General features: G+C 64.9%; 11 protein-coding genes. 6 read left to right on the forward strand and 5 right to left on the reverse strand.

All coding sequences use genetic code 11. The features are described 5' to 3' along the window. Positions 1–10: 10 nt before the first annotated feature. The 4 genes from QFZ94_RS13130 to QFZ94_RS13145 all read left to right on the forward strand — a co-directional run bounded on the left by QFZ94_RS13130 (position 11) and on the right by QFZ94_RS13145 (position 5,085). Positions 11–1,237, forward strand: coding sequence for an efflux RND transporter periplasmic adaptor subunit (locus tag QFZ94_RS13130; protein WP_368585801.1), 1,227 nt, complete (start codon positions 11–13; stop codon positions 1,235–1,237). Then, positions 1,237–2,802 (forward strand): efflux transporter outer membrane subunit, encoded by a 1,566-nt coding sequence (locus tag QFZ94_RS13135; protein ID WP_429457360.1) that lies wholly within the window; start codon positions 1,237–1,239, stop codon positions 2,800–2,802. Before QFZ94_RS13130 ends, QFZ94_RS13135 begins: the two co-directional genes overlap by 1 nt. 103 nt (positions 2,803–2,905) lie before the next feature. Continuing rightward, positions 2,906–3,592: a heavy metal response regulator transcription factor gene (locus tag QFZ94_RS13140; protein WP_013091374.1), complete on the forward strand. Its 687-nt coding sequence runs from the start codon at positions 2,906–2,908 to the stop codon at positions 3,590–3,592. Beyond that, entirely contained in the window at positions 3,589–5,085 is a 1,497-nt protein-coding gene (locus tag QFZ94_RS13145; RefSeq protein ID WP_429457362.1) for a heavy metal sensor histidine kinase, read from the forward strand. Before QFZ94_RS13140 ends, QFZ94_RS13145 begins: the two co-directional genes overlap by 4 nt. Here QFZ94_RS13145 and dinB read toward each other — a convergent pair. Further along, positions 5,052–6,218 (reverse strand): DNA polymerase IV, encoded by a 1,167-nt coding sequence (dinB, locus tag QFZ94_RS13150; protein ID WP_429457364.1) that lies wholly within the window; start codon positions 6,216–6,218, stop codon positions 5,052–5,054. The two genes, QFZ94_RS13145 and dinB, sit on opposite strands and share 34 nt — an antisense overlap. A 266-nt stretch (positions 6,219–6,484) precedes the next feature. On the opposite strand from dinB, the gene QFZ94_RS13155 reads away from it, so the two are divergent. Beyond that, positions 6,485–8,077, forward strand: coding sequence for an EAL domain-containing protein (locus QFZ94_RS13155; protein ID WP_429457366.1), 1,593 nt, complete (start codon positions 6,485–6,487; stop codon positions 8,075–8,077). 32 nt (positions 8,078–8,109) lie between these two features. On the opposite strand, the gene QFZ94_RS13160 is transcribed toward QFZ94_RS13155, so the two are convergent. The 3 genes from QFZ94_RS13160 to QFZ94_RS13170 form a co-directional block, all read right to left on the reverse strand. Beyond that, positions 8,110–8,691 carry a YceI family protein gene (locus QFZ94_RS13160; RefSeq protein ID WP_368585796.1) on the reverse strand — a complete coding sequence of 194 codons (582 nt, stop codon included), beginning with the start codon at positions 8,689–8,691 and terminating at the stop codon, positions 8,110–8,112. A gap of 48 nt (positions 8,692–8,739) precedes the next feature. After that, positions 8,740–9,315, reverse strand: coding sequence for a YceI family protein (locus QFZ94_RS13165; RefSeq protein ID WP_429457368.1), 576 nt, complete (start codon positions 9,313–9,315; stop codon positions 8,740–8,742). Positions 9,316–9,431: 116 nt separating this feature from the next. Continuing rightward, positions 9,432–9,995 (reverse strand): cytochrome b, encoded by a 564-nt coding sequence (locus QFZ94_RS13170; protein ID WP_429457370.1) that lies wholly within the window; start codon positions 9,993–9,995, stop codon positions 9,432–9,434. A 262-nt stretch (positions 9,996–10,257) separates the two neighbouring features. Between QFZ94_RS13170 and QFZ94_RS13175 the strand changes: the two genes are divergently transcribed. After that, positions 10,258–11,508: an arsenic transporter gene (locus tag QFZ94_RS13175; RefSeq protein ID WP_368585793.1), complete on the forward strand. Its 1,251-nt coding sequence runs from the start codon at positions 10,258–10,260 to the stop codon at positions 11,506–11,508. Here QFZ94_RS13175 and QFZ94_RS13180 read toward each other — a convergent pair. Continuing rightward, on the reverse strand, positions 11,497–11,775 hold the full coding sequence (locus QFZ94_RS13180; protein WP_368585792.1) for a hypothetical protein: 279 nt from the start codon (positions 11,773–11,775) through the stop codon (positions 11,497–11,499). The genes QFZ94_RS13175 and QFZ94_RS13180 overlap by 12 nt on opposite strands. Positions 11,776–11,957 lie beyond the last annotated feature (182 nt).

Consider the following 11,957-nt stretch of genomic DNA (forward strand, 5'->3'; position numbering starts at 1 on the left):
GTTGACTGAGATGACCGAAAAAACTCATGCATCGCTAGGGATCCCCACGCGGGAAACCGAACAAGGGGAGCACCTGCTGCCGCCGCGCCATCGCGAATGGCGGCACGCGAAGGTCGCGATCCTGATCGTGTTCGTACTGCTCGCGATAGGCACGCTGCGCACCGTGATCGCGAACGTGATGCAAAACCGCGAAGTCACGGCGACCGCGCAGCAGAACGCCACGCAGTACGTGAACGTCGTCACGCCGAAGCAGACCGACGGCGGCGGCAACACGCTGCTGCCGGGCACGTTGCGCGGCTATGTCGAGTCGCCGATCTATGCGCGCGCGACCGGTTATCTGCTGCACTGGTACGTCGATATCGGCGCGCGCGTGAAGCAGGGGCAATTGCTCGCCGAGCTCGATACGCCGGAAATCGACCAGGAACTCGCGCAGGCTCTGGCGCAGCGTCAGCAGATCAATTCGAGCCTCGCGCTCGCGAAGAGCTCGCTTGAGCGCTGGCAGCAGTTGCGCCAGCGCGATGCGGTATCGCAACAGGAACTCGACGAACGGCAAAGCACCTACACGCAGGACCTCGCGAATCTCGCCGCGGCCGATGCGAACGTCAAGCGTCTGCAGCAGCTCGAATCGTTCAAGCGGATCGTCGCGCCGTTTGCCGGCGTCGTCACGCAGCGCAACGTCGACGTCGGCGATCTGATCGACGCGGGCAGCGGCACGAGCCGGGCGTTGTTCGCGCTCGCGCAGTCGGACCCGTTGCGCGTCTATGTGCAGTTGCCGCAGGCCTACGCGCAGAACGTCTCGGTCGGGCAGAAGGTCGTGGTCACGCAGGCCGAGCTGCCGGGCCAGCAGTTCAACGGCACGATCACGCATATCTCCGGCGCGATCGACGTGCCCACGCGTTCGCTGCAGATCGAAGTGACGCTGCCGAATCCCGACGCGAGGCTGCGCCCCGGCGCCTACGTGCAGGTCGAGGTGCCGGCCGCCGCGCACGAACGCCTGACGGTACCGGGCAACGCGTTGCTGTTTCGCGCGGAGGGTCCGCGCCTCGCGGTCGTCGATGCGAAGGGCAACGTGAGCCTGCACAAGGTCGTGATCGCGGTGGACCTCGGACAGCAGCTCGAAATCGAAAGCGGTATCTCGCCGACCGATCGCATCATCATCAATCCGAGCGACTCGATCGCCGATGGCGATCACGTTCAGGTGCAGCCGCTGCCGAAGAACGGCAAGGAGGCGTCGTGATGTTCGCGGCTTCCCGCCGGGCGCGCCCACGTGGCACCGCGTTCACCGCGCTGAGCGCTTGCGCCGGCGCGGTATTGCTCGCCGCCTGCACGGTGGGTCCCGACTATCAGCGTCCGCGGGCCGAGGTGCCGCCCGAATGGCACACCGATTCGTTCTGGCGCGTCGCCGCGCCGTCGCATGCGCCGATTGCGCCGGACTGGTGGACGGGCTTCGCCGACCCGACGCTCGCGACGCTCGAAACCCAGGCGCTCGCGCAGAACCAGACGCTCGCCGCGGCGAGCGCGCACTACGAGCAGGCCAAGGCGACACTCGCGAACACCAGCGCGCAGCGCGTGCCGGAAGTCGATTTCTCGGCCCAGGCCTCGCGCTTTCGCATTTCGCACGACCGGCCGCTGACCAACTACGCGACACCGACTCAATCGACGGTACAGAACAACATCCAGCTCGGACCGACGCTCAGCTACGACACCGACCTGTTCGGCCGCATCCGTCGTGAGGTGGAGGGCGCGCAGGCGTCGGCCGAACAATCGGCGGACGATCTCGCGAACGCACGCCTCGTGCTGACGACCGATCTCGCCACCGACTACTTCTCGCTGCGTGAGCTCGACAACGAGATCGACGTGCTGAACCAGTCGGTGAAGCTGCAGCAGAAGGCGCTCGATTACGTGAACACCGAGCACGACCTCGGTTCGGTCTCGGGCCTCGACGTGCTGCAGCAGAAATCGCAGCTCGATGCGACGCGCGTGCAGGCGCAACTGCTGCTGAATCAGCGCGCGCAATTCGAGCATGCGATCGCCGCGCTCGTCGGCGTGCCGGCGCCGCAGTTTTCGATCGAGCCGAAGGTGCTCGACATCAAGCCGCCGACGGTGCCGCTCGGTGTGCCGAGCGACGTGCTGCAGCGGCGGCCCGACGTCGCGTCGGCGGAACGCGCGATGGCGGCCGCCAACGCGCAGATCGGCGTGGCCAAGGCCGCGTTCTTCCCGAGTCTGACGCTAACGCCGGGCATCGGCTGGGAGAGCACCGAGTTCGCCAATCTGCTGAGCGCGCCGACGCTGATGTGGACGCTCGGCGCGGCGGTCGGCCAGGTGATCTTCGACGGCGGGCGGCGCGCGGCCAACGTCAAGTTCGCGAGCGAGGGCTACAAGGCGACCGAGGCGAATTATCGGCAGACGGTACTGAGCGCGTTCCAGCAGGTGCAGGACGGCATCACCGGACTGTCGGTGCTCGATGGCGCGGCGAAGCAGTCGCGTGAGGCGGTCGAGGATGCGCAGCGGCTGCTGTCGCTCGCGAACGATCGCTATTCGGGCGGGCTCGTCGCGTATCTGAACGTGATCGACGCGCAGGAGTCGCTGCTGACGAGCGAGCGCACGGATGTGCAGATTCACGGGCAGCAGTTGACGCTGTCGGTGGCGCTGGTGAAGGCGCTGGGCGGCGGTTGGGATGGCGGCGCGCAAGGCAGTGCGATGGCCGCGAACGAGGCACATGCAACCGACGCTGCGGCGATGCCGCAGCAAGCGCCTGCCGGCGACGCGCAGCAGAAAGACATGCCGGCTCCGGCACGCTGAATCGCCGCGGCCGTGCTTCCATGCCGACGCAGTGGGGTCGGCGCGAAGAATCGAGGGCGTTCGTATAATGCAAGGTTGACAGCCATTAGTGGCGAGGACGCGAATGAAATTGCTGATTGTTGAAGACGAGCACAAGGTAGTGGACTACCTGCGCTCCGGTTTGACAGAGCAGGGCTGGGTCGTCGACGTCGCGCTCGACGGCGAGGAGGGCACGCATCTGGCCACCGAATTCGATTACGACGTGATCGTCCTAGACGTGATGCTACCCAAGCGCGACGGCTTCAGCGTGCTGAAGGCGCTGCGCATGCGCAAGTCGACGCCGGTCATCATGCTGACCGCGCGCGACCACGTGAACGATCGCGTGCGCGGCCTGCGCGAAGGCGCCGACGACTACCTGACCAAACCGTTCTCGTTCCTCGAACTCGTCGAGCGCCTGCATGCGCTTGCGCGCCGCACGCGTTCGCAGGAGTCCACGCTGATTTCGGTCGGCGATCTGTTCGTCGATCTGATCGGACGCCGCGCGACCCGCGACGGCGTGCGCCTCGACCTGACCGCGAAAGAGTTTCAACTGCTCAGCGTGCTCGCGCGCCGCCAGGGCGACATTCTGTCGAAGACCGCGATCACCGAGCTCGTATGGGACGTCAATTTCGACAGCCACACGAACGTCGTCGAAACCGCGATCAAGCGGCTGCGCGCGAAACTCGACGGCCCGTTCCCGTCGAAGCTGCTGCACACGGTGCGTGGCATGGGCTACGTGCTCGAAGTGCGCGAAGAGGCCGAGTCATCATGAACCGCTCGATTGCCCGCCGCCTTGCGTCGATGTTCGCGCTGGTGGCGCTGTTCGTTTTTACGCTCGTCGGCAGCGGGCTCTTTCTGGTGCTGCGCTCGCAGCTCGAACATCATCTGCGCGAGTCGCTCGACGATCGCACGCAGATCGCGCGCATCATCGTCTCTCACGCGGTGACGCCGGAAAAATGGCGGATGGCCCGCGAAAAACTCGCCGACATGACGCCGCACGACAGCAGCACCATGTACTCGGTGACGAGCGCGGAGCCGAACTTCCACTTCGGCACCCCGGTGCAGGGGGCCGTCAGGAAGAGCTGGCCCGGCGGCTACGCGCGCATCGCGCCAGAGGGCGGCGGCCCCGACATGTTGACCTCGACGGTGATCCTGCCCGCCAATGGCGCGCGGCCTGCGGTGCAGTTGCAGGTCGCGGCGAGCTATTCGCCGAACCTGCGCACGATGCGCGTGTTCGGCTCGGCACTCGCGGCGCTGTCGGCGCTCGGCAGTCTCGCGGTGCTGCTGCTCAGCTACTCGGTTACGCGCATCGGCCTCGCGCCGCTCACGCGTCTGACGCGCGACGCATCCGCGGTCAGCCCGAACAACCGCTCGCAGCGGCTCAATACCGCGTCCTTGCCGCTCGAACTGAACGATCTCGCCAACTCGTTCAACGGCGCGCTCGAACGGCTCGACGGCGCCTACGGCCGCCTCGAATCGTTCAACGCGGACGTCGCGCACGAACTGCGCACGCCGGTGACGATCCTGATCGGCCAGACGGAGGTCGCGCTGACGCGCAACCGCTCGGTCGACGATCTGCGTCACACGCTGCAATCGAACCTGGAAGAATTCGAGCGGATGCGCGCGATCATCAACGACATGCTGTTCCTCGCGCGCGCCGACCAGGGCGAACGCGCGACCGGCCTGATCGAGGTGTCGCTCGCGGCGGAAGTCGCGCATACACTGGAGTTTCTGGAGATTCCGCTCGAAGAGGCGCGCGTGCATGCGAAGTTGCAGGGCGATGCGTACGCGCGCGTGAACCGCTCGCTATTCGGCCGCGCGTGCGCGAACCTGCTGATGAACGCGATCCAGCACTGCGAGCCGGGCGCGACGATCAGCGTGACGATCGCGCGCGGCGAAGGTGCGATGCGCGACCAGGTGCGCGTCGTCGTGGCGAATCCGGGGCAGCCGATCGCGCCGGACGTCCTCGAACATCTGTTCGACCGTTTCTATCGCGCGGAAGTCTCGCGCACCAATAGCCGTGAAAACCACGGCCTCGGACTCGCGATCGTTAAGGCGATCGCCGAGATGCATCGTGGCACCGTATCCGCGCACAGCGCGAACGGCATCAACACGTTTTCGTTTTCGGTGGCGGCGTCGGTGATGTCCACTTCCGGCGATATACCGGCCGCGCGTGCGAACGCGAGCGCGAATGCCAATACCAATGCGGCCGGCGTCGCCGCCGATACCGCCTACTCGTCGCTCGCGAAAGGCAAGTCGGCCTGAACCGGCTGGCGCGGCTTCAGCGCCTGTTCGCTGGCCGAGCTCAGCGTGCTGATGCGCACGCCCAATAGCCGCAGCTTGCGGTTCAACTGCACGCGTCGCAAACATTCGGTCGCGGCGCGGCGGATTTCGGTTGCGTCGGCGGTCGGTTCGTCGAGCGTCAGGTCGCGCGTGACGGTGCGGAAATCGTCGTAACGCAGCTTGATGCCGATCGTGCGGCCCACGTAGCCCTTACGCACCAGATCGTCGGCGACCCGCACGCAAAGCCCCGTAAACGCGCTGGATAACGCCGGCCGATCGTGACGCGGATGCAGATCGCGCTCGAACGTGGTCTCGCGGCTGATCGACTTCGGCTCCGATTCGACCACCACCGGCCGCTCGTCGTGACCCTGCGCGACTTCCATCAGCCACGCGGAATAGCTGCGCCCGAAATTGTCCTGCAACAGCCCGGCGTCGGCGGCGGCCAGATCGCCGACCGTCGCGAGGCCGAGCGCGGTCAGCTTCTCCGCCGCCTTCGGGCCGATGCCGTTGACCTTGCGCACCGGCAGCGGCCACACGCGCAGCGGAATGTCGGCCGGCGTGAGGATCGTCAGGCCGTCGGGCTTGTCGAGTTCGGAGCCGATCTTCGCGAGCAGCTTGTTCGGCGCGACGCAGATCGAACAAGTGAGACCAGTGGCCTGATGAACGGCCTCCTTGATGCGCCGCCCGATGTCGGCCGCTTCGCCCGGCAGCTCGGTCAGGTCGATATAGATCTCGTCGATGCCGCGATCCTCGATACGGTCCGTGAACGTTCGGACGGCCGCCTTGAAGAGGCGCGAGTAGTGGCGATACGAATCGAAGTCGGTCGGCAGCAGGATCGCGTCGGGCGCGAGCGCGGCGGCCTTCATCATGCCCATCGCCGAAAACACGCCGAGCGCGCGCGCCTCGTACGTCGAGGTGGTGACGACGCCGCGGCCCGCGTAATCGCGCAGCTTCGCGAAGCGCTTGCTGCCGTCTTCGAGCAGTTGCGGCGCGCTGTTGCGGCCGCCGCCGATCACCACCGCGCGGCCGCGCAGTTCCGGATAGCGCAGCAGTTCGACGGACGCGTAAAACGCGTCCATATCGAGGTGCGCGATGCGGCGGGATGGCGAATTCATGGGAATCGAAGCGGGCGATGGTAATGAACGAAAGCGGTGACGGCGCGCGTCGCGACGCCGCCAGGCCGTAATGGTACCTTGCCGGGCGCGCCACTGGTCGGGCTCGCCGCGGCTGGCCGCATGCGTGGCATTCAACCGCAATGTTGAAAAAGCGGCTCCAGTAACTATTCTTCACACTGAAATCCGCAGGTTGCGTGGCGGGTCCAGGCGGGGCCGCAACCGCTGCAGCCGATTTCGCCGCGACCGTTCACCACCGGGCTCGACAGATGATCAAGCGCATGTCGCTGATTTCGGCGTATATCGCACTCGGCTGCGCCGCAACGGTGCTGCCGGTCCTGATCAGCATCTATATCGCGAACGAAGACGTCGCCCGCCGCGAGCAGAGAGACTTGAACCTTTACGCGGAAAAGGCCGTGATGCGCACGGAACTGGTCACGTATCAGGGCTTTGCCGCGATCGCGGACCTGCAGGCCGAGCACGCCGAGCCGTGTTCGCCGGAATATCTAAGACGGGCTGCCCACGTGATCTTCAACTACCGCTACGTGCGGGACGCGGGCGCGTACGGCGACGGGCGCTATCTTTGCTCGCCGCTATTGGGCGACGTTCGCGCGCAGGATGTCGAACTGCCGCCGCCGCGCTGGCGCAGCAACGACGGCTACCTGATCTGGTTTCAGCAAAAGAATCCGCTCAGCGACTTGCGCGAGGATATCCAGATCGGGCGCAACGGCGAGTACGTGTCGATCGATCCGCAGTCATATGTCGATGTGATGGACCCAGCGGGACGGCCAATCGCTACGATCAACACGGAGATAAATTCGATCGTTGCACTGTCGACCGGCGCTGACGCCGACGAGATGCTGCATGCATGGAAGCAGGCGGGGCGCGTCGATAGCGATGAATGGAACTACGCGGTGGCACGCTCGGAGACTCGCGCTCTCGGTGTCGTCGTCAAAGGCCGGCGCACCAGCCTGCTCAGGGACTGGCCCGGCCTGCTGGCGACGTGGCTATCGATCGGCGTCGCGATGGGCGCCGCGTTCGGCTGGTTCGCATTCAAACGGATCTCGCGGCAGGTGTCGTTAGAGGCCTCGCTCGAATGGGCGATCTCGCAGAAAACCATCGACGTCGTCTATCAGCCGATCATGAATCTCGCGACCAGTGAATGCGTCGGCGTCGAAGCGCTGGCCAGATGGAATCTGAACGGACGCGATATCTCGCCGAATATCTTCGTTGCATTGGCCGAACAGCACGGCCTGATCCAGTCGCTGACCGACCTCGTGTTCGATGAAGCGCTCCAGGATCTGACAGAGCTATTGCGTTCGCGGCCGTCGTTCTACGTGTCGATCAACGTCAGCGGCGAGGATCTGCGCACGCCGCGCTTTCTGAACCTGATCAACGCGAGGCTCGCCGGAACCGGCCTGCGTCCCGCGCAAATCAGGATCGAAGCGACCGAGCGCAGTTTTCTGAACGCCGATGTGACCCGGCAGACGATCGCGGCCTTCCGAAGCGCCGGCCACCCGGTCTATATCGACGATTTCGGCACCGGCTATTCGAGCCTCGCCTATTTGCAAACCTTCATGATCGACGTGCTGAAGATCGACAAATCGTTCGTCGACACGATCGCCCAGGACGCGGCGTCGAGCATCGTCGCGCCGCATATCATCGAGATGGCGCACGAATTGGGGGTGGAAATCGTCGCGGAGGGGATCGAGCGCAGCGAGCAGGTCGAGTATCTGGTGCGCCGGGGCGTTCAGTACGGGCAGGGGTGGCTGTTCGCGAAGGCGATGCGGCGCGAGGAACTGCTCGCGTGGCTCGAGGCGCGCCGCGCGTCGCACGCGCCGGCGCAGCCCGCGATCCAGTAGTTCGGCGCCCGGCCGGGCCGGGCGCGATGCGCTTACTGCTTGATGCCTTCGGCCTGGATATGCAGCGTGGTCTTCATGTTGAAGCCGTACGCCTTGCCGAAGTCGATGCCGAAATCGTCGCGATTGAACGTCGCGACCGATTCGGTGCCGCACACTTCGCGCTTGAGCATCGGGTGCTGGATGCACTTGAACGATTCGATCTTCAGGTTGACCGGCTTGGTGACGCCGTGCAGCGTCAGCGTGCCGATCACTTCGACCGGCTTGTCGCCGTCGAAGCGGATCTGCGTGCCCTTGTAGGTCGCGGTCGGGAACTTCGCGGTGTCGAAGAACTTGTCACCGACCAGCTCCTCGTTGAGCTTGTCGTTGCCGATGCCGACCGAGCTCAGATCGATCGTCGCCTCGACCGTGCCGGTCTTCGCCGCGCGATCGAGCACGACGGTGCCGTTGGCTTTCTGGAACTTGCCGCGCCAGATCGACAGGCCGCCGAAATGGTCGGTCTCGAAGCTCGGCGACGTGTGCGTCGGATCGAGCAGATAGGTCTCGGCGGCAGCCATCGCGTTGAACGAGCATGCGGCGGCGAGCGCGCCGGCGGCGAGCAGGAGGGATTTCTTCAAGTTGGACTCCAGGGGTCTAAAGGTAATGCGGTGCTGCTGTGTTGAACGTTATTTCTTTGCCGCGACCAGGTGAAATTTGATGACGACTTCGTCGGCGACCACCGACGTGTCCTTCCATTCGCCGGTGCCGACGTCGAACTGCGTGCGCTTGATCGGCAGCGAGCCGTCGAAGGTTTGCGTGGTGCCCTGGCTCGCGATCACGACCGGCACGACGACCGTTTGCGATTTGCCCTTGATGGTCAGCTTGCCGGTCACCTTGTACTGGTTGCCGCCGGCCGGCGCGATCGAGCTCGACACGAAGGTCGCGCTCGGGAACGCGCCGCTGTCGAACCATTCCTTGCCTTGCGCCTGCTTGTTGTAGTCGTCGGCGCCGAGGTCGTAGCTTCCGGTGTCGATCGACACGTTGGCGCTGCCCGCGGCGGGCTTCGCCGGATCGAAGTTCAGTTGCGCGGAGAACTTCCTGAACTTGCCGTCGACCGGCACGTTCATCTGTTTGGTCGTCGCGATGACGCTGCTTTTCGCGAGGTCGACGTCGGCGTGCGCGAGGTTCGCGCCGATGAGCGCAAGCGCCGCGAAAGAAGCGAGCGCCGCGCGATGAGCGGAGAGATAAAAGGGTGTCTTCATGATGGTACGCATCCTATCCGAGCTTCGCGGCCTGATTGCACACCGCGAGGAATTTGATTGCCAACCAGTCGTAACCAATCGACAGGCGTTATGCCTTTCTTCAAGCTGTCATGTCGTTATGCATGGGTCTTCAGAAACGGCACCATGCGTGCGAGCAAGCCGTCGCGATCGACGAACTGATGCTTGAGCGCCGCGAGCACATGCATCAGCACGAGCGCGAGCAGCGTGTAATTGAGCAGCACGTGCACGGTGCGCAGCGTGGCCTTCAGCGCCTGATCGGGACCGATGATGGTCGGCAGCGGCACGATGCCCAGATACACGACCTGAATGCCGGCCGCCGAGCTGTAGAAGTAGCCGGACAGCGGAATCGCGAGCATCAGCAGATACAGCAGGCCGTGCACCAGATGCGCGGCGGCCCTCTGCCATGCGGGCGTCGCGGCATCGAGCGCGGGCGCGCGGTGCGTCGCGCGCCACAGCACGCGCAGCAGCGCGAGCGCGAACACGGTCACGCCGATCCATTTGTGCCACGAGAAGTATTTGAGCTTCGTCGGCGTGAAGCCTGGGATATCCGTCATGATCCAGCCGATGTAGAAGCCGCCGATCATCAGCGCGGCGATCAGCCAGTGCAGCGCGATTGCGGCGCCGTGGTAGCGCGTGGGAGCGTGAGCGTGTGTTCGCATCGTGGTTTGTCTGTTGCTGGCGAGTAGCCGTGTGGGAATGCGGATGGTAGGGAGGTCAATAGAAACTGAATAGGGGGTGCGCGGGAACAGATTGTTTCCTCGTTGATGTTAATTGTGTTGAAAGACATGCGCGTGGCAACGCACGCCGGCTGCTATGGCCCGGTTGCTGCGACAACCGCTGTGGTAACTTGTTGCGCCGAAATAACAAGGTTGCGCGTGCTTTGCGCGGCCATCGACCCAACCCATTGTCAGGGCTCAAGCTGTGAATCCTGTTTTTCTTTCCTGGGGCATTGCCGTGCTCGCCACCGCCGGGGTGATCACCCGGCCGTTCAAATGGCCCGAAGCCGTGTGGGCCGTCGCGGGCGCGGTGCTGCTCGTCGTGCTCGGCCTGTTGCCCTTGCATCTCGCGATCGAAGCGATCGGCAAGGGCACCGACGTCTATCTGTTCCTGATCGGCATGATGCTGCTCTCCGAAGTCGGCCGCCGCGAAGGGCTGTTCGACTGGGTCGCGGTGCTCGCGGTCAATCATGCGCGCAGTTCGCCGCGCAAGCTGTTCGTGCTCGTGTATCTGTTCGGCGTGGTGATCACCGCGTTTCTTTCCAACGACGCCACCGCCGTCGTGCTGACACCCGCCGTGTTCGCGGCGGCGAAGAAAGCGAAGACGCCGCCGCTGCCGCTGCTGTTCGTCTGCGCGTTCGTCGCCAATGCGGCGAGCTTCGTGCTGCCGATTTCGAATCCGGCCAACATCGTGCTGTACGGCAATCACACGCCGCCGCTGGGACCGTGGATGCTGCGCTTCGCGCTGCCGTCGGTGCTGTCGATCGGCGCGACCTTCGTGATGCTGCGCTGGACGCAACGCGACGCGCTCGCTGGCGTCTGCGAGGCGAATCTCGACGCGGTCGAGCTGTCGGCAAGCGGCAAGGTCGCCCTCGCGGGCATCGCGGTGACGGCCGGCGCGCTGCTGACGGTCTCCGCGTACGACATCCAGCTCGGCATGCCCACCGCGATCCTCGGCACGCTGACCGCGCTCGTCGTGCTGATCAAGGAGCGCAAATCACCGCTGCCGATGATCCGCGAAATTTCGTGGAACGTGTTGCCGCTCGTCGCCGGGCTGTTCGTGCTGGTCGAGATGCTCGATCACACCGGCGTGATCAGCACGTTCGCGGGTGCGCTGCGGCGCGCGACCGAACACAACGAAATGGAAGCGGCCGCGTGGGCTGGCACGAGCATCGCGGCGCTCAGCAATCTGATCAACAACCTGCCGTCCGGACTGATCGCGAGTTCGACCGTGATGCAGGCGCAGAGCCCGGAACGGGTGATCGACGCGTTCCTGATCGGCGTCGACCTCGGCCCGAACCTGTCGATCAGCGGCTCGCTCGCGACCATTCTGTGGCTCAACGCGATTCGCCGCGAAGGCGAAGACGTCGGCTTCATGAAGTTCCTGAAGGTCGGCGTGCTGGTGATGGTGCCCGCGCTCGTGCTGGCGCTTGGGGCACGGATTCTAACGGGCTGACGGGACGCCGGACCGGCCCTCGATCCGCGGGCTCGCGCGGGAGCCGACGCGTGTCGCGCCGGCGAGCTGGTCCAGTTGCGCGCCGACCGAGCGCAGCCTCGCTTCGAGGTGAGCGACGCGCTGACGTTGCGCGGGCACCATCGACGACCGGTTCAACGCATGCAGCCGGCGATGCCAGTACGACAGCGGAAAGCGGTCGCGCGCTGAAAGCGCATTGAAAACGACTTCGAGGTGGGCAATTTCCCTGTCGATATCTTGGTAACTCATCGCAAAGGTCCAGGAAAAGATTGGGGATAGAGGCGCGCGAACCTAAAAAGGGAGCAAGCTCCGTTCCATCCCGCCATAATCTAGTCAAAATCAGCCGTGACGGCGCGAAGCGCCAGATCGGGCGCGCGCCTCGCGCGCTGCGCGATGGTAAGAAGCGGCAAACTCCATGCAAGCTTTACGCG

Source organism: Paraburkholderia sp. JPY465 (assembly GCF_050436725.1).
Lineage (GTDB): Bacteria > Pseudomonadota > Gammaproteobacteria > Burkholderiales > Burkholderiaceae > Paraburkholderia > Paraburkholderia youngii.

Excerpts from the sequence above, each read along its gene's own strand:
- QFZ94_RS13130 (WP_368585801.1), top strand. The coding sequence starts at position 11 with ATGACCGAAAAAACTCATGCATCGCTAGGGATCCCCACGCGGGAAACC.
- QFZ94_RS13135 (WP_429457360.1), top strand. The coding sequence starts at position 1,237 with ATGTTCGCGGCTTCCCGCCGGGCGCGCCCACGTGGCACCGCGTTCACC.
- QFZ94_RS13140 (WP_013091374.1), top strand. The coding sequence starts at position 2,906 with ATGAAATTGCTGATTGTTGAAGACGAGCACAAGGTAGTGGACTACCTG.
- QFZ94_RS13145 (WP_429457362.1), top strand. The coding sequence starts at position 3,589 with ATGAACCGCTCGATTGCCCGCCGCCTTGCGTCGATGTTCGCGCTGGTG.
- dinB (WP_429457364.1), bottom strand. The coding sequence starts at position 6,218 with ATGAATTCGCCATCCCGCCGCATCGCGCACCTCGATATGGACGCGTTT.
- QFZ94_RS13155 (WP_429457366.1), top strand. The coding sequence starts at position 6,485 with ATGATCAAGCGCATGTCGCTGATTTCGGCGTATATCGCACTCGGCTGC.
- QFZ94_RS13165 (WP_429457368.1), bottom strand. The coding sequence starts at position 9,315 with ATGAAGACACCCTTTTATCTCTCCGCTCATCGCGCGGCGCTCGCTTCT.
- QFZ94_RS13170 (WP_429457370.1), bottom strand. The coding sequence starts at position 9,995 with ATGCGAACACACGCTCACGCTCCCACGCGCTACCACGGCGCCGCAATC.
- QFZ94_RS13180 (WP_368585792.1), bottom strand. The coding sequence starts at position 11,775 with ATGAGTTACCAAGATATCGACAGGGAAATTGCCCACCTCGAAGTCGTT.